Source organism: Pseudomonas sp. 2 (assembly GCF_056627435.1).
In genome coordinates this window covers 81,571-102,449 of sequence record NZ_JBWXNG010000006.1, presented here as the reverse complement: position 1 = coordinate 102,449, position 20,879 = coordinate 81,571, and the positions used below count along the sequence as shown (strand labels likewise).

Below are 20,879 nucleotides of genomic sequence, written 5' to 3'. Positions count from 1 at the left end.
TCGTAGCTGACACACCGCATTCGCGAGCAAGCTCTCTCCCACACCATGAAATCGTAATCTGCTGCTACAAACCGTCACAAAACTGTCAAAACCGCTTGCGATGATGCCGCTTTCAGCCCCGTGCCCACGCGGCACCTCTGGCCTGCGAGCGCCCATGAACCAAAGCATTGCCCGGCATCAGGATTCTGACCTTTTCGGTTTGCTGTATGGATTCCGCTTCCGCGCCGATGAACCGGGCCGTGAGATCGACGCCGCCACGGCCCTTGAATTTCTGCACAACCCCGCCGAGCCTGGCGAGTTCGTCTGGCTGCACCTGAACCTGGCCCACGCCAGCTGCGAGCGCTGGCTCAAGACCAACCTGGAACTGCCGGACGAGTTTCTCGAAGCCCTGCACGAGGGCTCGCGTTCGACCCGCATCGAGCACGTCGACTCTGCCCTGCTGGCGGTGGTCAACGACGTGGTGTTCGACTTCAACCGTGTGTCCACCGACATCGCCACGATGTGGGTCTGCGTGCGCAGCAACCTGATGATTTCGGCGCGCCATCAGCCGTTGCGCTCGGTGGACAAGCTGCGCTCGTCGGTCAAGCACGGCGAAACCTTCCGCTCGCCGCTGGAGCTGCTGGCCCACCTGCTGCGTGACCAGAGCGAAGTGCTGGCGCAGTTCATGCGCAAGACCAGCATCAGCGTCGACAAGATCGAAGACGAACTGCTGTCCCAGCGCCTGAGCAGCAACCGCACCGAACTGGGCACCATGCGCCGGGTGCTGGTGCGCCTGCAACGCCTGCTGGCACTGGAGCCTGGCTCGCTGATGCGCCTGCTGCACCGCCCGCCGCAATGGCTGCTGGAGGAAGACTTGCAGGAGCTGCGCCAGTCCACCGAAGAATCGGCACTGGTGATCAGCGACCTCACGGCCCTCGGCGAGCGGATCAAACTGCTGCAGGAAGAAATCGCCGCCAACCTCAACGAACAGAGCAGCCGCACGCTGTTCACCCTCACCGTGGTCACGGTACTGGCGTTGCCGATCAACATCGTGGCCGGTTTCTTCGGCATGAACGTGGGCGGCATTCCGCTTTCCACCGATCCCCATGGGTTCTGGATTCTGGTGGTGCTGGTGGCGACCTTTACCTTTCTGGCGGGGCGCTGGGCGTTTCGCAAGAGTCGGGATTACTGAGCCCTGCTTTTGATTCTGCCCGGAGGGCGTGGGAGCCCAGCTTGCTGGCGATCTGGCGCGCAGCGGCAGTAAACCCTGACAACTCCGTTTAACTGATCCCATCAGGTCGCCTGATTTTGCTGTCGCTTCGCGCCAGATCGTCAGCAAGCTGGACTCCCACGCCTTCGGCAGAATCAAAAGCAGTCTGCATTCTTCAAAGCAATTGTGCAGAAACCGATTTTGCCAATGCCATTAATCGCTTACAGCCAATAAATACGCGGCCTTGCTGATCTGCGTCGTATCTCTGTCACATTCTGTAATGAAAATGTGTGGGTCATCCCATCTCAACAGGTATGTGAATCATGGCGACCCCTTCACTGACTCAAGGCTCCTCGGGCCTGAGTTCTCAATTCGGGCGCAAGCCTGGTGTTCTGACGATGGTGATCTTCTTCGCCATTCTCGGCCTGGGCCTGCTCTACACGGCCTACAGCCTGAAATCGGACATGGATGATCTGGGCACGGTGGTCACCACCTGGGTGCCGTTTCTGCTGCTGGGCGTCGCGCTGCTGATCGCCCTGGGTTTCGAGTTCGTCAACGGCTTCCACGACACCGCCAACGCGGTGGCCACGGTCATCTACACCCACTCGCTGCCGCCGAACTTCGCGGTGGTCTGGTCGGGTGCGTTCAACTTCCTCGGCGTGCTGTTTTCCAGCGGTGCAGTGGCCTTCGGCATCATCGCCCTGCTGCCGGTCGAGCTGATCCTGCAGGTCGGTTCCTCGGCCGGTTACGCGATGATCTTCGCCCTGTTGATCGCGGCCATCCTGTGGAACCTGGGCACCTGGTGGCTGGGTTTGCCGGCGTCGTCCTCGCACACCCTGATCGGTTCGATCATCGGCGTGGGCGTGGCCAACGCGCTGATGCACGGCCGTGATGGCACCAGCGGTGTGGACTGGTCCCAGGCGACCAAGATCGGCTACTCGCTGCTGCTCTCGCCGCTGGTGGGTTTCACCTGCGCCGCGCTGTTGCTGCTGGCCCTGCGCGCCTTCGTGAAAAACCGTGCGCTGTACAAGGCGCCGGAAGGCAACACCCCGCCACCGCTGTGGATTCGCGGCCTGCTGATCCTGACCTGCACCGGCGTGTCCTTCGCCCACGGCTCCAACGACGGCCAGAAAGGCATGGGCCTGATCATGCTGATCCTGGTTGGCACCCTGCCGATGGCCTACGCGCTGAACCGCACCATGCCGGCCGATCAGTCGGTGCAATTCGCCGCGGTGGCTGAAGTCACCTCCCAGGCCCTGATGAAATCCGCGCCGCTGCCTGCGCCGGCGGACCCGCGCAAGACGCTCTCCGAATACATCCGCGACAAACAGCCGACGCCCGAGCTGGTACCGGCCGTGGCCGTGATGGCCAGCAAGATCGGCATCGACGTGGCCGGCTACGGCTCGCTGGCCAAGGTGCCGGCCGAGGCCACCGCCAACGTGCGTAACGACATGTACCTGACGTCCGAAGCCATTCGCCTGATGGACAAGAACAAGGTCGGCAACTTCGACGCCGACACCCAGGGCAAGGTGATGAAGTTCAAGCAGCAGATCGACGACGCCACCCGCTTCATCCCGCTGTGGGTGAAGATTTCCGTGGCCATCGCGCTGGGCCTGGGCACCATGGTGGGCTGGAAGCGCATCGTGGTCACGGTCGGTGAAAAGATCGGCAAGACCCACATGACCTACGCCCAGGGCGCCTCGGCCGAAGTGGTGGCCATGCTGACCATCGGCGCGGCCGACATGTACGGCCTGCCGGTGTCGACGACCCACGTGTTGTCCTCGGGCGTGGCCGGCAGCATGACCGCCAACGGCTCGGGCCTGCAAATGCGCACCCTGCGCAACCTGGCCATGGCCTGGGTGCTGACCCTGCCTGCGGCGATCCTGCTGTCGGGCGGGCTGTACTGGCTGTTCACCCAGATTTTCTGATGCTTTTGGAGTCTCCTGACTCTCCTTCACAGGCGCTCCGGCGCCTGTTTTTTTGCCCGGATTTCAGCCGCACCGCTCCCCCCGTAGCAGCACGGCTTGCCGGCGGGGACGCCCTCAAGATCGCTCCCGCCGGCAAGCCGTGCTGCTACGTTCGTGCAAAACCATATCACCCGATCAAACACGATCCATGTGCCAAGCCTTCACCGTTGCGCCGTTGATGGCCTGCGCCGCCTGCCTAAAGATGAGGCCACAACGAGCACAACCGTGAGCCTGCCATGACCAGACCCAGAACCCTCTACGACAAGCACATCGACTCGCACACCGTGTGCACCCTTGACGATCAGGGCCATGTGCTGCTGTACATCGATCGCCAGGTCATCAACGAATACACCAGTCCCCAGGCGTTCAGCGGCCTGCGCGAGGCCGGGCGTGAGGTGTGGCGGCCGGAAACCGCGCTGGCGGTGGTCGATCACGTCAACCCCACCGCACCGCAACGCGTAGCGGCGATGGCCGATCCGGGCGGTGCGCTGCAGGTCTCGTATCTGGCCGACAACTGCGAAAAATTCGGCATCGAGCTGTTCGATGTGCTCGACCAGCGTCAGGGCATCGAGCACGTGATCGCCCCCGAACAAGGGTTCATTCTGCCCGGCATGGTGATCGCCGCCGGTGACAGCCACACCACCACCTACGGCGCGCTGGGCGCGTTCGGTTTCGGCATCGGCACCTCGGAAATCGAGCACCTGCTGGCCTCGCAGACGCTGGTCTACAAGCGCCTGAAAACCCTGCGCGTGACCGTCGACGGCGGGCTTGCCAAGGGCCTGACCTCCAAGGACGTGATCATGGCCCTGATCGGCAAAATCGGCGCATCGGGCGCTACCGGTTACGCCATCGAGTTCACCGGCCAGACCATCGCGCAACTGAGCGTCGAAGCGCGCATGACCATCTGCAACATGGCCGTGGAGGCCGGTGCGCGAGGCGCGTTCATGGCGCCGGACGACAAGGTGTTCGCCTACCTCAAGGACAAACCCCGCGCACCGAAGGGCGAGCTGTGGGATCAGGCGCTGGCACGCTGGCAGCAGCTGCGCAGCGACGACGGCGCGCTGTTCGACCGGGAAATCCATCTCGACGCCAGCGACCTGCAACCCATGGTCACCTGGGGCACCAGCCCCGATCAGGCCGCCGCGATCAACGCCCATGTGCCGGACCCGGACAATATCGAAGACCCGATCCTGCGCCAGGACATGCGCCGCGCCCTGAGCTACATGGGGCTCACCGCCGGGATGCCGCTGAGCGACATCGTCATCAGCCATGCCTTCATTGGCTCTTGCACCAACGCCCGGATCGAGGATTTGCGTGACGCCGCGCAGGTGGTGCGGGGCAAGCACGTGGCCAACCATGTGCGAGCAATGATCGTCCCCGGCTCCACCGCCGTGCGCGATCAGGCCGAGGCCGAGGGGCTGGCGACGATATTCCGTGATGCCGGTTTCGAGTGGCGCCAGTCCGGCTGTTCGATGTGTCTTGCCATGAACGACGACGTGCTCGCCCCCGGCGATCGCTGCGCCTCCAGCACCAACCGCAATTTCGAAGGCCGCCAGGGCGCCGGTGCGCGCACCCACCTGATGAGCCCGGCGATGGTCGCCGCTGCCGCGATCACCGGCCGCCTGACCGACGTCCGCCGCCTGCAAGGGAGCCTGTGACATGCAACCGTTCAACACTGTCAGCGGCAAGGCCGCACCGATGCTCGCCGCCAACATCGACACCGACGTGATCATGCCCAAGCAGTTCCTCAAGGGCATCGACCGCGCCGGGCTGGATCGCGGGCTGTTTTTCGACCTGCGCTTTTTGCCGTCCGGCGAGCCGAACCCGGCATTCATCCTCAACCAGCCCGGCTGGCAGGGCGCGAAATTCCTGGTCACCGGGCCGAATTTCGGCTGCGGCTCGAGCCGCGAGCACGCGGTCTGGGGGCTCAAGCAAATGGGCATTCAGGCACTGATCGGCAGCAGCTTCGCGGGGATTTTCTACGACAACTGCCAGCGCAACGGCGTGCTGACCATCGTCCTGGAAGAAGAGCAGGTTCAGGAACTGGGGCGATTGATCAGCCAGCCTGACAGCGCGCAGATCGAAGTGGACCTGCCCGCGCAGGAAATCCGCCTGCACGACGGGCGAGTGATGCCGTTCAAGATCGACGCACTGCGCAAGGATGCGCTGCTGCTGGGGCTCGACGCGATTGGCAGTACCTTGCAGAAACGTGAGCAGATTCTGGCGTTTCAACAGCGGCATCTGGCCGAGAATCCGTGGCTGAGCTAATTCGCTGACGAAACGCGATCACACTGTAGGAGCGAATTCATTCGCGATTGGCCGGCATAGACGACATATCTGTTTCGCCTGTCCGATTTTCGCGAATGAATTCGCTCCTACAGGGTCTGCGCCACGCCGCTTACAACGCCATCCCCTGAAAATGCGCCTGCAAGAACTCCACGCAGGCACGCAGCTTGCCCGAGTTGGCCAAACGCGTCGGGTAGACCGCCCACACGTTCGCGCTCTCGGTGTACTCGGGCAGCACCTGCACCAGGCTGCCCGCTTGCAGGTACGGCCGCACATCCCACAGCGAACGCTGCAACACCCCGCGCCCGTCCAGCGCCCATTGCAGGACGATCTCGCCGCTGTTGGACGACAGCGGCCCGCTGACCCGCACCGTTTCCCGCACCCCGTCACGCTCGACGTGCCAGATGCCGAAGGCGTTGTCGCGCTCCTTGATCACCAGGCAATCGTGCTGTTCGAGATCGGCCAGTTGCGCAGGCGTGCCACGCCGGGCCAGATACTCCGGCGCGGCGCACAGCACCCGCTGGTTGCTCGCCAGTTGCCGGCCGATGTGCTGGCCGGGGATGTCGTCACCGACGCAGATTTCCAGGTCGAAGCCTTCGGCGACGATGTCCACCACGCGGTCGAAGACATCCAGCCGCACTTCCAGATCCGGGTAGGCCGCTGCCAGTTTCGAGATGGCCGGGGCGACGTGGTTACGCCCGAAACCGAAGGAGCTGCACAGGTGCAATTTGCCCCGTGGCGCCTGATGGGCCTCGGACAATTCGTCGTGCAATAACTGGAAGTCTTCGAGGATGCGCACCGCCCAGCGCTGCACCCGCTCGCCGTCCTCGGTCAGCGCGACCTTGCGGCTGGTGCGATGCAACAGCCGCGTGGCCAGGGTCGATTCGAGGATCTGGATGCGCTTGCTGACGTAGGCCGGCGACAGGCCGAGTTCTTCGGCCGCAGCGGCGAAACCGGCCTTGCGGATCACGGTGAGGAATACCCGCAGGTCTTCGGGCAGCGGGGCCACTTCTTTTTTTGAGGTCATGCAGGTTCTGTCATTCAAGCGTTAGACGACCTGTGGGAGCCGGCTTGCTGGCGAATGCGGTGTGTCATTCAACATCGTCGTATCCGCCATACCGCATTCGCCAGCAAGCCGGCTCCCACAACAGGAATGTGCACAACAATATCACCGCTTCCCCATCACCCGTTTCAAAAGGTAAAAACCCGCATATCCATTTAAGTTATAAAAATATGGAATTCGGTTCTTTTACGGAATAAATCACAACCTCTATAAATAGCCCCACTTATTCCAAAAGCCACTGATTCTGCGCGAAGGATTTCTCATGGATGTTTTCTGGTTCCTACCCACCCACGGCGACGGCCACTTTCTGGGCACCACCAAGGGCGCACGCCCGGTCACGCTCAATTACCTGAAGCAAGTGGCTCAGGCCGCCGACGATCTGGGTTACCACGGCGTGCTGATCCCCACCGGTCGCTCCTGCGAAGACTCCTGGGTGATCGCCTCGGCGCTGGTGCCGCTGACCGAGCGCCTGCGTTATCTGGTGGCGATTCGTCCGGGGATCATCTCGCCCACCGTTTCGGCGCGCATGGCCGCAACCCTGGATCGGCTGTCGGGCGGGCGCTTGCTGATCAACGTGGTGACCGGGGGCGATCCTGACGAAAACCGCGGCGACGGCAGCTTCCTCGATCACAGCGAGCGTTATGAGGTCACCGACGAATTCCTGAAAATCTGGCGCCGCGTGTTGCAGGGCGAAGCGGTGGACTTCGAAGGCAAGCACCTGAAAGTGCAAAACGCCAAGGCGCTGTACCCGCCGATCCAGAAGCCCTACCCGCCGCTGTATTTCGGTGGGTCGTCGCAAGCTGCCCACGAACTGGCCGCCGAGCAGGTGGACGTGTACCTGACCTGGGGCGAGCCGCCGGCCGCCGTGGCCGAGAAACTGGCCGACATCCGCGAGCGCGCCGCGCGCAATGGCCGCACCGTCAAGTTCGGCATTCGCCTGCATGTGATCGTGCGTGAAACCAGCGAAGAAGCCTGGAAAGCCGCCGACACCCTGATCGAACACATCAGCGACGACACCATCGCCGCCGCGCAGAAATCCTTCGCCCGCTTCGACTCCGAAGGCCAGCGGCGCATGGCCGCCTTGCATGACGGGCGCCGCGACAACCTGGAAATCGCCCCCAACCTGTGGGCCGGTGTCGGCCTGGTGCGTGGCGGTGCCGGCACGGCGCTGGTGGGCAACCCCGAAGAAGTCGCGGCGCGAATCAAGGAATACGCCGATCTTGGCATCGAGAGCTTTATCTTCTCCGGCTACCCGCATCTGGAAGAGGCCTACCGTTTCGCCGAGCTGGTGTTCCCGCTGCTGCCCGAGCCCTATCGCAGCCTGGCCGGACGCGGCATCACCAACCTGACCGGGCCGTTCGGCGAGATGATCGCCAATGATTTGCCGCCGCAGAAATAAGGCATCCCATGCAGCTACTGACCCTACCGCCCTCCCCGGCCCTGGCCACCTCGATCCGTGCCACCGCGCAGGTGTTCGAGGATCCCAAGTCGCGGGCTCTGCTGGCCCACGTGCAACAGGTCGCGCCCAGTGACGCCAGCGTGCTGATCATCGGCGAGACCGGCACCGGCAAGGAGCTGGTGGCGCGCCACATCCACAACCTCTCCGCCCGCCGGCACCAGCCGTTCGTGGCGGTGAACTGCGGCGCGTTCTCCGAATCGCTGGTGGAAGCCGAGCTGTTCGGCCACGAAAAAGGCGCCTTCACCGGCGCCCTGACCGCCAAGGCCGGCTGGTTCGAGGAAGCCAACGGCGGCACGCTGTTCCTCGACGAAATCGGCGACCTGCCGATGGCCATTCAGGTCAAGTTGCTGCGGGTCCTGCAGGAGCGCGAGGTGGTGCGCCTGGGGTCGCGCAAGAGCACGCCGATCAACGTGCGGGTGCTGGCGGCCACCAACGTGCAACTGGAGCAGGCGATCAACGCCGGGCATTTTCGTGAAGACCTGTTCTATCGCCTGAACGTGGTCAACCTGGTGCTGCACACCTTGCGTGAGCGACCGGGCGACATCATGCCGCTGACCCGGCACTTCATCGAGGTCTACAGCCAGCGTCTGGGCTGCGGGCCGATCCAGGTCAGCGAGGACGCCGAGCACAAGCTGCGCACCTACAGCTGGCCGGGCAATATCCGTGAGCTGGAAAACGTCATTCACCACACGCTGCTGATCTGCCGCAATGGCGTGATTCAACCGGCGGATCTGCGCTTGTCCAACCTGCGTCTGGAGCGCCAGGAGGACGCCGTGACCGCGCTGGACGACTCCACCGAAGCCTTGCTCGGCCGTGCGTTTCAGAAGTTGTTCGAGGAGCAGGCCGGCGCACTGCATGAAAAGGTCGAGGACACCTTGCTGCGGGCAGCCTATCGCTTCAGCCATTACAACCAGGTGCATACCGCGCAGCTGCTGGGGCTGAGCCGTAACGTGATTCGCGCGCGCCTGATCAAGATCGGTGAGCTGGCGGTGAACAAGCGTCGCCCCGGTGAACAGCTTCAGGGTGACCGCATGGTGCAGCTGTCGGTGTAAACCGCAAAAAAACAGGCCGCGTATTCAGCGCGGCCCGATGATTTCTCCCACCTGCTCATAGGCATTGAAGGCCATCGCCGTGGTCCGGTACGCCCGAATCAGATTCCACAGATCCCCCTCGCCCTTCTCGGCATTGGCAAAGGCGTTTTCACAGTCGCTGCGGGTTTGCCACAGCACATGGCTCAGGACCCGACGCTGGTCTTCGCTGACGTGCACGCTGGCGCGGATAAAGCCGGGATAGGTGCGGGTGAAGCGCTCGAAGTGCTCGTTCAAGGCGCTGATCAGCCCCTCATGGTGCGGTGGATTGACGGTGAACTCGACGAACTGGCTGAACGGAAGATTTGAGTCTTGTGACGTCATGAACGCTCTCCACTGATGACAAGATGTTGCCGGGCAGAATGCGCCACAGCCGGTTGTTGCGAACTACGTTTCTTGCGCTGCGTCTGTCGGGCTGCACACAGGTCGTAAAGGTTTGTTGCAAGCCGAGGCCCCGAAGGGTAAAACCTCCACTTAACTAGAGGTCAAGCAGCATTTGCTCATGAACATCGCTCAAGACGCCAATCACCTTGCCCGCGAACTGACCGTCGGCCAGCTCGCCGCCCGCAGCGGCGTGGCCATCACTGCGCTGCGCTTCTATGAAGCCAAAGGGCTGATCAGCAGCCAGCGCAATGCCGGCAATCAGCGCCGCTATTCAAGGGACGTGTTGCGCCGCGTGGCGCTGATCAAGACCGCGCAGCGGCTGGGCATTCCGCTGGCGAGCATCGAGCAGGCCTTCCAGAGCCTGCCCAAGGATCACCCGCCCACCCTGGAAGACTGGAACACCCTGTCCAACCGCTGGAAAGCCGACCTGAACGAGCGCATCCACCGCCTCACCGCCCTGCGCGACCAGCTCAACGGCTGCATCGGCTGTGGCTGCCTGTCGATGCAGGCCTGCCCGCTGCGCAACCACGGCGACACCCTGGGTGAAAGCGGCGTGGGCCCGGTGTTGCTGGATCAGGATTGAATATGCTGCGGGCCGACCAGGGTCGCGGCGAGCACCCGGTCGCTGTCTGACAGCTGGATCTGTTGCATGGCCTGATTGAGCTGGTTGGTGGCCTGGATCAGCGAGTTGTTCATGGCCATGATCTCCATCTGCAACTGACGAATCTTGGCTTCGCGTGCCCTTTTCGACAGCGAACGATCGTTCATGAACGCCTGCATGTCCTGCATGCGTTTGGCGATGCGCTCCTGCAACGCGCGGATCATCTTGAGCTGATCCTTGATCCGGTCCGGCAGATGGGTGGCGTCGATGTCGGCGTTCTTGTCGCCGGTTTTCGCCGCCTTCTGTGCTTCGGGAGACAGCAGCACCTCGACGCTCTGACGCATCATGTCGGCGGCCGTGGGCAAGGCGCCCGGGTCATCGTCGGGCTGCGGGTTGCGGGTGATCGTCTGCTGCAGCAGCGTGGCCGCATCGGCCGGGTTTCTGAAGTTCAGACTCAACATGGGTGCGCCTCCATAGCTCGATGTCACCCACGAGGTCCAGGCGGATTGAGCGGGTCATGCCGGGGTGTCGGCGCGTTCGGAGAGTGCTTTAGGGCCGCGCGGCGAAATTGTGTCGGAGTCGACACAATCTCAAGCCGCACACCCCTGTGGGAGCCGGCTTGCTGGCGAATGCGGTGGGTCATTCAAAATGATGGTGTCTGACACCCCGTATTCGCCAGCAAGCCGGCTCCCACAAGGATGTTCAGCCGAGCGAAGCCAACCGCGCCGCCAAGGCCTTGGCCTGCAGCGCCACGTCGGTCACTGCCGTGCTTTCCCACCACAGGCCGCGCAGTGGCGGGCCCATGGCGAACAGGCGGTCGCTGACCTGGCCTTGGGCATCCAGCACCGCGCCACCGGCATCGGCCGCGATGCCCAGCGCCAGAGGCCCCGGCTGCACCAGCCCACGGTCGAGCAGGTTACGCGGCAAGGCACGGTCGACGCGGCGCCAGTCGTATTGAATGCCGGTGGAATTGATCAGCGCCGCCCCCTCGATCAGGCTCGGCTGATCCTCCCCGCGCCTGCGCACGCGAATCCGCACCTGGCCTGCCTCGGCAGACTCGACACCGACCAGCGACGCCGCGTGAATGTTCAGCCTTCCCTCCTGCACCAGACGCTCCAGCAAGCGGGCGCTGGGCGGCGGCGAGCGGTGGTGATGGCTCTCCCACCAGGGCCGCACGTGGCGCACGAACTGGCGCCGCTGCAGATCACTGGCCTGGCTCCACAGCCGGCCGATGTGCACCCGCACGGTGTCCAGCGGCGCCTGCCAGTCGATCCCCTGGGCGACGGCCAGCGCGCACTGCTCACGCAAGGCGCGCACCAGTTGCCGCGTACTGCGAATGCTCTGATCGGCGCCGAGAAAGTCCGGCCAGGCCGGCGGCTGGCGTCGCACATGGGGCAGCAGGCCATGGCGGGAAAACACGTCGATGGGCCCGCGATGCCCGGCCTTTTCCAGCGACACCACGGCATCGACCATGGTCAGGCCCGAGCCGATGATCAGCACGCGGCCAGCCGGATCGAGCCGGGACATGGCCTGCACGTCCCAAGGGTCGACAGCGGCGGCGTTCAGGGCGTTGGAGTCGCGTTGCGGAGTGCGCGCGGCGGCGAACATGCCAGTGGCGAGCACGGCGAAATGCCCGCGCAGTTCGCGGCCATCGGCCAGGGTCACGCGCACGCCGCTCGCATCCTGCGCAAGGTCGCTGGCCTCGCCACGCACATGCTCGACCGTCGAGCCATGGCGCGCGCCTGTGGTCTGGGCCTCGGCCAGACGCTGCTGCACGTACAGCCCGAAGATTCCGCGCGGCGGGAACAACTCGGCCACCGGTACATGTTCGTCATCGGATTCAGGCCAGCCACCGGCGGCGATGAAATCGCTCAACCATTGGGTCAGGTCGTCGGCGTTGTCCGGGTCGACGCTCATGCGCGCCGCGTTACCGTTGAGGGTGTGGCCCAGCTCAGTGGCGCTGTAGGCCTCGCCACGCCCCAGTTCGCTGCGCGACTCGATGATCAGGATCCTGCGCCGCCCCGCAAGGCGCAGCAGTTGCACGGCCAGCATGGTGCCGCTCAGGCCACCGCCGATGATGAGAATGTCTGCGTCAGCTCGGCTGTTGTCTGCGGTCATTGTGGTTTCGCCTTTTTTCTTCGCCCGGTGGGCCCGCACGCCCGATTATGCAGAGCGTGCCAATGGATTCAAACAGGACATTGGTCGGCCTGTTGCGGTACGAAGGATGCAAGGCACGGCGCGTGCCGGGTTTGATCAGGCGCAGGTGGTGCGGATGTGCGCAAAGTGTTGATCCATTGTTGATGGATCAACACTTGAGGGATCAGGACACGACGTTTCTGACGAAGCGCAGCAAGGCGTCGCCCTCGTTGCGATAGGCGTGGGGCCGGTCGCTGGCGAACATGTAGAACTCCCCGGTCGCCACCTGCTGACGGGCGTCCGGCAGCGCGACGGTCAGACGCCCCTCGATCACATAGACCTGCTCGCTCCAGCCTTCGGGATCGGCCTCGGAAAGATAGGCCTCGCCCGGCGCCAGGCTGAACTCCCACAACTCGACGCCCTGACGCGCCGCCGCACGGGCCAGAAGCACGGCCTTGCTGCCCGCCGATTCGCCAGCCCAGGCCAACTCATTGATGCGGCTCGAATCGCGCAGGTCCGGCGCCTGGATCAGGTCGCTGAACGCCACCTCCAGCGCCTCGGCGACCCGGTCGAGGGTGGCCAGGCTGACGTTCTTCTCCCCGGCCTCGATGGCCACCAGCATGCGCCGGCTCACCCCCGAACGCTCCGAAAGCGCGGTCTGGCTAAACCCGGCGTCGTGACGCAGGCGGCGCACGTTGTGGCTGACGTGTTGCAGCACCGAGGCGCGTGGCGGTGTGTGTTTTTCCATTGGATCAGTCCCCTTCGCATCCTGCGCACTATATTGCCCTTTTTGCGAATGAGCACCTGCCGTTCGAGCGTGACGGCGTCGGTGCCCATGTGATCGCCATCGCCGGCAAGCCGTACCGCTACCTCACGCCTTGGGTTTGAGATCCAGCCGACGCAAGTGGCAGGTCACTTCCTCGCGGTCGTGGTACAGCTGTTTGCAGCCGATCGACACCTTGACCCCACGGGCCTTGAATCCTTCTTCGATGCGGTCGAGCAAACGCCGCACCTCGGCATACCGCTGCTTCATCGGCAACTTGAGGTTGACCACCGCCTCGCGGCACAGCCCTTCGCCCAGCCAGGTTTCCAGCAGCGCGGCGTTGCGTGCAGGCTTTTCGACGATGTCGCAGACCATCCAGTCCACGGTCTGGCGCGGCTTCCAGGTGAAACCGTCGGCCATCAGGTGCTGCACCAGGCCTGTGTCCATCAGGCTCTCGGCCATCGGGCCGTTGTCGATGGCGGTCACCAGCATGCCGCGCTTGACCAGCTGGTAGGTCCAGCCGCCGGGCGAGGCGCCCAGGTCGACGCCGGTCATGTCCTCGGACAGACGCTTGTCCCACTGATCGCGGGGAATGAAATGGTGCCAGGCCTCTTCCAGCTTCAGCGTCGAACGGCTGGGCGCCTCGCGGGGGAATTTCAGGCGCGGGATGCCCATCGGCCACATCGCCGAATTATCGGCATCGGCCAGGCCCAGGAACACTTCGCGACCGCTCTTGAAGGTCAGCAACAGGCGCGGCAATTTCGGGTTGTCCGCCAGCTTGCCGGCCTTTTCCAGCGCCTTGCGCAGCGGCGCTTCAAACTTGCGGCAGAAGGTCGAGACTTCCTTGCCGTCGTTGGTGTCGACCACTTCCAGCCACAGACTGCCGCACAGCGGAAATTCGGCCATGTGCTCGAGAATCACGCTGATGCGGTCGGTTTCCGGCAGGCTGACGAACACCCCGCGCGCCCACTGCCGGGGGAAGATCAGGTCCATGAAGCGCACGCCGTTCATCAGCCGCTCGGCGCCGTCAGGTTCGGTGCAGACGAATTCCGCGCAGGCCGTATCAGGCTTGGCCTTTGCGTAGCCGGAGACGTCCAGACGCGCGGCATGTTCACTGATCTCCGAACAGACCTCGCCTTCGAAACCGGGGCGGCAATGCATAAACAGGGTATTCACTGATTCTTCTCCGAGCACACCGGCGTCTGCGGCGCAACCATACCGAGGCGTAATTTCAACGTCTCAAAAACGGCGCATGATAGCTGAATCAGGAACCACGGGCGCAGCCTGGGGGTCCAGTAGTACTCAATGTTGATGAAAAGCGCCGATCAGAGCGCTCGACGAAACGTCTTACCAATCTGTCCGTTTCACCCGTCCGTAACCGTGCGGACCCGTCAAGGAGTGAACCAATGCCTTCCCTCGATAGCCTGAAAAGCCTCAAGACACTGGACATCGACAACAAAACCTACCACTACTTCAGCCTGCCCGATGCCGCGAAAACCCTGGGCGACCTGAGCAAACTGCCGATGTCGCTCAAGGTACTGCTGGAAAACCTGCTGCGCTGGGAAGACAACCAGACCGTCAGCGGCGATGACCTCAAGGCCCTGGCCGCTTGGCTGACCGAGCGCAAGTCGGACCGGGAAATCCAGTACCGCCCCGCCCGTGTCCTGATGCAGGACTTCACCGGGGTGCCTGCGGTGGTCGACCTGGCCGCCATGCGCGCCGCCGTGGCCAAGGCCGGAGGCGATCCGCAGCGGATCAACCCGCTCTCGCCGGTGGATCTGGTGATCGACCACTCGGTGATGGTCGACAAATTCGGCGACCAGCAGGCGTTCGGCGAGAACGTCGACATCGAAATGCAGCGCAACGGCGAGCGTTATGCGTTCCTGCGCTGGGGCCAGGGCGCGTTCGACAACTTCAGCGTAGTGCCGCCGGGCACCGGCATCTGTCACCAGGTCAACCTGGAATACCTGGGCCGCACAGTCTGGACCAAGGAAGAAGACGGCCGCACCTACGCCTTCCCCGACACCCTGGTGGGCACCGATTCGCACACCACCATGATCAACGGCCTGGGCGTGCTGGGCTGGGGCGTGGGCGGCATCGAAGCGGAAGCAGCCATGCTCGGCCAGCCGGTGTCGATGCTGATTCCGGAGGTGATCGGCTTCAAGCTCACCGGCAAGCTCAAGGAAGGCATCACCGCCACCGACCTGGTGCTGACCGTGACCCAGATGCTGCGCAAGAAAGGCGTGGTGGGCAAGTTCGTCGAATTCTACGGCGATGGCCTGGCCGATCTGCCGCTGGCCGACCGCGCCACCATCGCCAACATGGCCCCGGAATACGGCGCCACCTGCGGCTTCTTTCCGGTCGATGAAGTGACCCTGGAATACCTGCGCCTGTCGGGCCGCCCGGATGACACCGTGAAACTGGTCGAAGCTTATTGCAAGGCTCAGGGTTTGTGGCGCCTGCCCGGCCAGGAGCCGGTGTTCACCGACGCGCTGGAGCTGGACATGGGCTCGGTGGTCGCCAGCCTCGCCGGGCCGAAACGCCCGCAGGATCGCGTCGCACTGCCGGACGTTTCCCAGGCCTTCAGCGATTTTCTCGGCCTGGCGCTCAAACCAAGCAAACACGAAGAAGGTCGCCTGGAGAGTGAAGGCGGTGGTGGCGTGGCGGTGGGCAATGCCGAGCAGGTGGGCGAAGCGGAATACACCTACGAGGGCAACACCTATCGCCTGAAAAACGGCGCCGTGGTGATCGCCGCGATCACTTCCTGCACCAATACGTCTAACCCCAGCGTGATGATGGCCGCCGGGCTGCTGGCGAAAAAAGCGGTCGAGAAAGGCCTGCAGCGCAAGCCGTGGGTCAAGAGTTCGCTGGCGCCCGGCTCCAAGGTGGTCACGGATTATTACAAGGCCGCAGGGCTGACCGAATACCTCGACGCACTCGGCTTCGATCTGGTGGGCTACGGCTGCACCACCTGCATCGGCAACTCGGGCCCGCTGCGTGATCCGATTGAAAAAGCCATTCAGCAGTCGGATCTGACCGTGGCCTCGGTGTTGTCGGGCAACCGCAACTTCGAAGGCCGGGTGCACCCGCTGGTGAAAACCAACTGGCTGGCCTCGCCGCCGCTGGTGGTGGCCTATGCCCTGGCCGGCAGCGTGCGCGTGGACCTTTCCAGCGAACCGCTGGGCGAAGGCAAGGATGGCCAGCCGGTGTATTTGCGCGACATCTGGCCGACCCAGCAGGAAATCGCCGACGCGGTGCTGAAAGTCAGCACCGGCATGTTCCACAAGGAATACGCCGAGGTGTTCGCCGGTGACGAGCAGTGGCAGGCGATCCAGGTCTCGAAAGACCCGACTTACGTCTGGCAGGACGACTCGACCTACATTCAGCATCCGCCGTTCTTCGACGACGTGGCAGGCCCGCTGCCGGTCATCGCCGACGTGCAGAAGGCACGGGTGCTGGCGATCCTCGGCGACTCGGTGACCACCGACCACATCTCCCCCGCCGGCAACATCAAGGCCGACAGCCCGGCCGGCCGCTACCTGCGCAGCAAGGGCGTGGAGCCCAAGGACTTCAACTCCTACGGTTCGCGGCGCGGTAACCATGAAGTGATGATGCGCGGCACCTTCGCCAACATCCGCATTCGCAACGAGATGCTCGGCAATGAAGAAGGCGGCTACACCCTGCACGTGCCTACCGATGAAAAACTGCCGATCTACGACGCGGCCATGCGCTATCAGCAGGAAGGCACGCCGCTGGTGGTGATCGCCGGGCAGGAATACGGCACCGGCTCCAGCCGCGACTGGGCGGCCAAGGGCACCAACCTGCTGGGGGTCAAGGCGGTGATCGCCGAGAGCTTCGAACGCATCCACCGCTCCAACCTGGTGGGCATGGGCGTGCTGCCGCTGCAGTTCAAAAGCGGTCAGAACCGCAAGACTCTGGCGTTGACCGGCAAAGAAGTGCTGAACATCACCGGGCTGACCGGCGCCACCCTGCAACCGGGCATGAGCCTGACCCTGCAGATCACCCGGGAAGACGGCAAGCAGGAAAACGTCGATGTGCTGTGCAGGATCGATACCCTGAACGAGGTTGAATATTTCAAGGCCGGGGGGATCCTGCACTACGTGTTGCGGCAGTTGATTGCCTCATGACGTAGATTCCCTGTGGGAGCGAATTCATTCGCGAAAATCGGACAGGCGCTGCAAATGCATTGCCTGTACCGGCCAATCGCGAATGAATTCGCTCCTACAGGGTTGTGTTGCACCTCGTCCCTACACCGGCAACTTTCATCCTCTTCCTACATACGCTCACGTTTAATCGACGCTAGAATCCCCGGCCTTATCCCACGCTCAAGGACGACAACATGCCAGCGTTTCGCTGGACGGCGCTTGCGCTGCTCACTCTGGGTTATTGCATTGCCCTGGCCTACGGCCAACTGACCCTGCCGGTCGCGGTCACCTTCGGCCTGCTGATCATGGCGGGTATCTGCGTCAGCCACTTCCACCACCAAGCGATCCGCCTGTTCGGCCACGCCCTGTTCATCGCCCTCGCGGCAGGCCTCGCCAGCCACTGGCTGCCCGGCTTCATCAATGCGCGGGTCATCGCCGCCGTGCGCTTCACTCAGGAAGCGGCGCCGTTTTCCATGTTTCTCAACCTGGACAAGCCCCTGATCGGCTTCTGGATCGCCCTGGCCTGCCCCTGGGTGTTCAGCGCCATCAGCGTGCGCCGCTCGTTGACCGTCGCAAGCTTCACCCTGCCGGTGACCACGCTGGTCTGCCTGACCGGCGCCGTGGGGCTGGGGATCGTCGGCTGGGCACCGAAATGGCCCGAGCAAGGCCTGATCTGGGCGCTCAACAACCTGCTGCTGGTCACCCTCACCGAAGAGCTGCTGTTTCGTGGCTACATTCAGGGCGGCCTGGCGCGACTGCTGCATCGGATGCCGTATCACCAGGCGCTGGCGATCGCACTGGCCTCGCTGGCCTTCGGCGTTGCGCACCTCGGCGCGGGCTGGGAGTGGACAGTGCTGGCAGGCGTGGCGGGCGTCGGCTACGGCATCGCCTACCGGTTCGGCGGGCTGCCGGCGGCGTTGATCACCCATTTCGGGCTCAATCTTGCGCATTTCGCGCTGTTCACCTACCCCATGTTCAACCGCTGAGCCTTGATCTGCGACAAAGCGTCCCATGACGCAGTTCACAAAATGCTTAATTTCCGGCTGGCGCCGCCGATAACTGCTCAAAGCCTTCCCGGATTGAACAGCTTATGCGCAATAACCAGCCCATCACCCAACGCGAACGGACCTTCCCGGCGCAGCAACGGTTGATCTCGACCACCGATGCGCGCGGCGTGATCACCTACTGCAACGACGCCTTCGTCGACATCAGCGGCTTCTCCCGCGACGAACTGATCAAGGCGCCCCACAACACCGTGCGCCACCCCGACGTGCCGTCGGCCGTGTTCGAGCACATGTGGGCCACGCTCAAGCAGGGACTGCCGTGGATGGGCATCGTCAAGAACCGCTGCAAGAACGGCGACCATTACTGGGTCAACGCCTACGTCACGCCGATCTTCGAGAGCAATCAGGTGGTGGGTTTCGAGTCGGTGCGCATCAAGCCCACGGCCGAGCAGATCCGCCGCGCCGAAGCGCTGTATCAGCGCCTCAATACCGGCAAGAGTGCCGTGCCGAGCCGCGACAAGTGGCTGCCGGTGCTGCAGGACTGGCTGCCGTTCATCCTGGTCAGCCAGCTGAGCTTCTTGATCGGCATCTGGCTCAATTCCGAGTGGGGCTTCGCGCTGGCCGCCGCACTTTCAGTGCCGCTGGGCCTGTTGGGCCTGAGCTGGCAACAGCGCGGCATCAAGCGCCTGCTGCGCCTGGCCGAACAGACCACCTCCGACCCGCTGATCGCCCAGATGTACACCGACAGCCGCGGCCCGCAAGCGCGCCTGGAAATGTCCATCCTCAGCCAGGAAGCGCGCCTGAAAACCTGCCTGACCCGCCTGCAGGACACCGCCGAGCATCTCAATTCGCAGGCCAAACAGTCCGACAGCTTGGCCCAGGCCAGCTCCCTGGGCCTGGAACGCCAGCGCGTGGAAACCGATCAGGTGGCCACCGCCATCAACCAGATGGCCTCCACCACCCAGGAAGTCGCGACCCACGTGCAGCGCACCGCCGACGCCACCCAGCAGGCCAACGAACTGACCCGCCGTGGCCGCGACATCGCCAGCGAAACCCGCGAAGCCATCGAGCGCCTCTCGGCCTCGGTGGGCGACACCGGCCTCACCGTGACCCAACTGGCCAAGGACAGCGATGAAATCGGTGGCGTAGTCGACGTCATCAAAGGCATCGCCGACCAGACCAACCTGCTGGCCCTGAACGCCGCCATCGAAGCCGCCCGTGCCGGAGAGATGGGCCGTGGCTTTGCGGTGGTGGCCGACGAAGTCCGCCAACTGGCACAGCGCACCGCCGAATCCACCGGGCAGATCCACGCCCTGATCGCCAAGCTGCAGCAGACCGCCAACAACGCCGTGCAGACCATGGAGCACGGCCGCCGCCAGGCCGAAGAAGGCGTCGAGCAAGTGCTCGAAGCCGACCGCGCGCTGGTGGGCATCAGCGACGCCGTGGCCAACATCACCGACATGGCCACCCAGATAGCCGCCGCCACCGAGGAGCAAAGCTCGGTGGCCGAGGAAGTCAGCCGCAACATCCGCAACATCGCCGAACTGGCCGACCAGACCTCCGACGAAGCCCGCCGCTCCGCCAACCTCAGCGCCGAACTGACCAGCACCGCCCACAGCCAGTACTCGCTGGTGGAACGCTTCAACCGCTAACACACGCTCTGCACGACCCCAAAGCCCCGGCAGCGAAACTGCCGGGGCTTTTTTATTGGGGCGAATATGTAGGAAGTTTCTGAAGTTTCGGTTTTTTTGGGGGGGCTGCGGATGAGTGGATTGACAGCGAGAGCGAATCGCTATTACGTGATTTTCCAGGTAGGTGATAAATAATTAATACCACGATGGTATTTGAGTCTATCTACAAAACTTAACTAAACGAGCGCTCGTTCGGCCCAAGAATTCGGATTAGTGCCTCAAGGAAAATATTATGAACATGCGAGAACCAATTCCCTTCCAACCTCCTTTTGTCGGCATCGCAGATCCAACAGATGGATTGCTTAAAACCGCCGATCTGGAAACACCTATTACCGTCCAAATTCATGTATGGGAAGGGTCGGATATCGGCTATGAATGCCAACTAATCCTTGATGGCAAAACCGTTGGGGACGTTCGTGTAATCACCGCAGACGACCAAGTTGGTGACATAATGATCTTTCACCTAAATGCAACTCTGCTAGATAGAAACGGGATCTATCTGCTGAGTTACGGAACGCATAGCCCAATCACTGGGGTTCGTGACTTCTCTCCCACCACACCTTTGAAAGTCGACCGCACCCCACCCGGCGCAACCCTCCTCGCCCCGATGATCTTCCCCAGCGCAAGCTTCGGCGATCAGCTCATCGGCCTGGTCCCGGGTTACGCCGGCATGGAATCGGGTGACGTGATCCAGACCCTGTGCAACGGCATTCACGGACCCGCGCACACCGTGCAGGCCGATGAACTGACCCTGCGCCCCGTCGAAATCGCCTTTGAACGGGCGTTTCTACAGGACCTGGCCACCGACAGCGTGGTCATCGAGTACGTGGTGACAGACCGTGCCGGCAATCCGTCGGTGACCTCGCTGCCGGTGCTGATGACCGTTAAATTGTAACTGCATACTATGCAATTCGTTTGAATACACAGCCAGCAAGTTCTCCATGCATATGCATGGAGAACTTGTGATATTCAATACTTTCAGCCCAGTGGAAAAATTATTTTTCCCGGCTTATTTCCTCTATTCCTACAACATTTTCAGAAGCGCGTCAGACACTAGCAAAAGTCATCCTCCCCGGCGCAAT

General features: G+C 63.2%; 17 protein-coding genes. 11 read left to right on the top strand and 6 right to left on the bottom strand.

The window, feature by feature from the left end:
- Window positions 1-154 precede the first annotated feature (154 nt).
- The 4 genes from AC1MEK_RS12015 (at window position 155) to leuD (ending at window position 5,424) form a co-directional block, all read left to right on the top strand.
- The gene (locus AC1MEK_RS12015) at window positions 155-1,171 is read left to right on the top strand and encodes a transporter (RefSeq protein WP_480396505.1); all 1,017 of its coding nucleotides are present in this window, start codon (window positions 155-157) and stop codon (window positions 1,169-1,171) included.
- Window positions 1,172-1,512: 341 nt separating this feature from the next.
- A complete protein-coding gene (locus tag AC1MEK_RS12010) occupies window positions 1,513-3,117 on the top strand; it encodes an inorganic phosphate transporter (protein WP_480396504.1) in 1,605 nt (534 codons plus the stop codon).
- A 275-nt stretch (window positions 3,118-3,392) separates the two neighbouring features.
- On the top strand, window positions 3,393-4,814 hold the full coding sequence (gene leuC, locus AC1MEK_RS12005; protein ID WP_480396503.1) for a 3-isopropylmalate dehydratase large subunit: 1,422 nt from the start codon (window positions 3,393-3,395) through the stop codon (window positions 4,812-4,814).
- Between the two features lies 1 nt (window position 4,815).
- Window positions 4,816-5,424: a 3-isopropylmalate dehydratase small subunit gene (gene leuD, locus AC1MEK_RS12000; RefSeq protein ID WP_480396502.1), complete on the top strand. Its 609-nt coding sequence runs from the start codon at window positions 4,816-4,818 to the stop codon at window positions 5,422-5,424.
- A 130-nt stretch (window positions 5,425-5,554) separates the two neighbouring features.
- Here the strand turns inward: leuD and AC1MEK_RS11995 are convergent, their stop codons facing one another.
- Window positions 5,555-6,469, bottom strand: coding sequence for a LysR substrate-binding domain-containing protein (locus AC1MEK_RS11995; RefSeq protein ID WP_480396501.1), 915 nt, complete (start codon window positions 6,467-6,469; stop codon window positions 5,555-5,557).
- A gap of 298 nt (window positions 6,470-6,767) precedes the next feature.
- Between AC1MEK_RS11995 and ssuD the strand changes: the two genes are divergently transcribed.
- Together ssuD and AC1MEK_RS11985 are read left to right on the top strand one after the other, a co-directional pair.
- Window positions 6,768-7,904, top strand: coding sequence for an FMNH2-dependent alkanesulfonate monooxygenase (gene ssuD / locus AC1MEK_RS11990; protein WP_480396500.1), 1,137 nt, complete (start codon window positions 6,768-6,770; stop codon window positions 7,902-7,904).
- Between the two features lie 8 nt (window positions 7,905-7,912).
- Window positions 7,913-9,016 (top strand): sigma-54 interaction domain-containing protein, encoded by a 1,104-nt coding sequence (locus AC1MEK_RS11985; RefSeq protein WP_480396499.1) that lies wholly within the window; start codon window positions 7,913-7,915, stop codon window positions 9,014-9,016.
- A 24-nt stretch (window positions 9,017-9,040) separates the two neighbouring features.
- Here the strand turns inward: AC1MEK_RS11985 and AC1MEK_RS11980 are convergent, their stop codons facing one another.
- Window positions 9,041-9,376 (bottom strand): antibiotic biosynthesis monooxygenase, encoded by a 336-nt coding sequence (locus AC1MEK_RS11980; protein ID WP_480396498.1) that lies wholly within the window; start codon window positions 9,374-9,376, stop codon window positions 9,041-9,043.
- A gap of 178 nt (window positions 9,377-9,554) precedes the next feature.
- On the opposite strand from AC1MEK_RS11980, the gene soxR reads away from it, so the two are divergent.
- Complete coding sequence (soxR, locus tag AC1MEK_RS11975) at window positions 9,555-10,019, top strand: redox-sensitive transcriptional activator SoxR (RefSeq protein ID WP_480396497.1); 465 nt, start codon at window positions 9,555-9,557, stop codon at window positions 10,017-10,019.
- On the opposite strand, the gene AC1MEK_RS11970 is transcribed toward soxR, so the two are convergent.
- From AC1MEK_RS11970 to rlmM, 4 genes are all read right to left on the bottom strand, one after another.
- Window positions 10,010-10,498 carry a hypothetical protein gene (locus AC1MEK_RS11970; RefSeq protein ID WP_480396496.1) on the bottom strand — a complete coding sequence of 163 codons (489 nt, stop codon included), beginning with the start codon at window positions 10,496-10,498 and terminating at the stop codon, window positions 10,010-10,012. The two genes, soxR and AC1MEK_RS11970, sit on opposite strands and share 10 nt — an antisense overlap.
- 241 nt (window positions 10,499-10,739) lie before the next feature.
- Window positions 10,740-12,155 (bottom strand): FAD/NAD(P)-binding protein, encoded by a 1,416-nt coding sequence (locus AC1MEK_RS11965; protein WP_480396495.1) that lies wholly within the window; start codon window positions 12,153-12,155, stop codon window positions 10,740-10,742.
- 202 nt (window positions 12,156-12,357) lie between these two features.
- On the bottom strand, window positions 12,358-12,921 hold the full coding sequence (locus AC1MEK_RS11960) for a helix-turn-helix domain-containing protein (protein ID WP_480396494.1): 564 nt from the start codon (window positions 12,919-12,921) through the stop codon (window positions 12,358-12,360).
- A 123-nt stretch (window positions 12,922-13,044) separates the two neighbouring features.
- Window positions 13,045-14,112: a 23S rRNA (cytidine(2498)-2'-O)-methyltransferase RlmM gene (gene rlmM, locus AC1MEK_RS11955; RefSeq protein ID WP_480396493.1), complete on the bottom strand. Its 1,068-nt coding sequence runs from the start codon at window positions 14,110-14,112 to the stop codon at window positions 13,045-13,047.
- A gap of 230 nt (window positions 14,113-14,342) precedes the next feature.
- Here rlmM and acnA point away from each other — a divergent pair, with 230 nt between their 5' ends.
- The 4 genes from acnA (at window position 14,343) to AC1MEK_RS11935 (ending at window position 20,692) form a co-directional block, all read left to right on the top strand.
- On the top strand, window positions 14,343-17,084 hold the full coding sequence (gene acnA / locus AC1MEK_RS11950; protein WP_480396492.1) for an aconitate hydratase AcnA: 2,742 nt from the start codon (window positions 14,343-14,345) through the stop codon (window positions 17,082-17,084).
- A 212-nt stretch (window positions 17,085-17,296) separates the two neighbouring features.
- Entirely contained in the window at window positions 17,297-18,088 is a 792-nt protein-coding gene (locus AC1MEK_RS11945; RefSeq protein WP_480396491.1) for a CPBP family glutamic-type intramembrane protease, read from the top strand.
- Window positions 18,089-18,192: 104 nt separating this feature from the next.
- Window positions 18,193-19,758 carry a methyl-accepting chemotaxis protein gene (locus tag AC1MEK_RS11940; RefSeq protein WP_480396490.1) on the top strand — a complete coding sequence of 522 codons (1,566 nt, stop codon included), beginning with the start codon at window positions 18,193-18,195 and terminating at the stop codon, window positions 19,756-19,758.
- A 271-nt stretch (window positions 19,759-20,029) separates the two neighbouring features.
- Window positions 20,030-20,692, top strand: a complete 663-nt coding sequence (locus tag AC1MEK_RS11935; RefSeq protein ID WP_480396489.1) for a hypothetical protein — start codon at window positions 20,030-20,032, stop codon at window positions 20,690-20,692.
- Window positions 20,693-20,879 lie beyond the last annotated feature (187 nt).

Coding starts and splice junctions, on each gene's coding strand:
- ssuD (WP_480396500.1), top strand. CDS start 6,768: ATGGATGTTTTCTGGTTCCTACCCACCCACGGCGACGGCCACTTTCTG.
- AC1MEK_RS11960 (WP_480396494.1), bottom strand. CDS start 12,921: ATGGAAAAACACACACCGCCACGCGCCTCGGTGCTGCAACACGTCAGC.
- soxR (WP_480396497.1), top strand. CDS start 9,555: ATGAACATCGCTCAAGACGCCAATCACCTTGCCCGCGAACTGACCGTC.
- AC1MEK_RS11980 (WP_480396498.1), bottom strand. CDS start 9,376: ATGACGTCACAAGACTCAAATCTTCCGTTCAGCCAGTTCGTCGAGTTC.
- AC1MEK_RS11995 (WP_480396501.1), bottom strand. CDS start 6,469: ATGACCTCAAAAAAAGAAGTGGCCCCGCTGCCCGAAGACCTGCGGGTA.
- AC1MEK_RS11945 (WP_480396491.1), top strand. CDS start 17,297: ATGCCAGCGTTTCGCTGGACGGCGCTTGCGCTGCTCACTCTGGGTTAT.
- AC1MEK_RS11970 (WP_480396496.1), bottom strand. CDS start 10,498: ATGTTGAGTCTGAACTTCAGAAACCCGGCCGATGCGGCCACGCTGCTG.
- AC1MEK_RS12015 (WP_480396505.1), top strand. CDS start 155: ATGAACCAAAGCATTGCCCGGCATCAGGATTCTGACCTTTTCGGTTTG.
- AC1MEK_RS12010 (WP_480396504.1), top strand. CDS start 1,513: ATGGCGACCCCTTCACTGACTCAAGGCTCCTCGGGCCTGAGTTCTCAA.
- leuD (WP_480396502.1), top strand. CDS start 4,816: ATGCAACCGTTCAACACTGTCAGCGGCAAGGCCGCACCGATGCTCGCC.
- AC1MEK_RS11940 (WP_480396490.1), top strand. CDS start 18,193: ATGCGCAATAACCAGCCCATCACCCAACGCGAACGGACCTTCCCGGCG.
- leuC (WP_480396503.1), top strand. CDS start 3,393: ATGACCAGACCCAGAACCCTCTACGACAAGCACATCGACTCGCACACC.
- AC1MEK_RS11965 (WP_480396495.1), bottom strand. CDS start 12,155: ATGACCGCAGACAACAGCCGAGCTGACGCAGACATTCTCATCATCGGC.
- AC1MEK_RS11935 (WP_480396489.1), top strand. CDS start 20,030: ATGAACATGCGAGAACCAATTCCCTTCCAACCTCCTTTTGTCGGCATC.
- AC1MEK_RS11985 (WP_480396499.1), top strand. CDS start 7,913: ATGCAGCTACTGACCCTACCGCCCTCCCCGGCCCTGGCCACCTCGATC.
- acnA (WP_480396492.1), top strand. CDS start 14,343: ATGCCTTCCCTCGATAGCCTGAAAAGCCTCAAGACACTGGACATCGAC.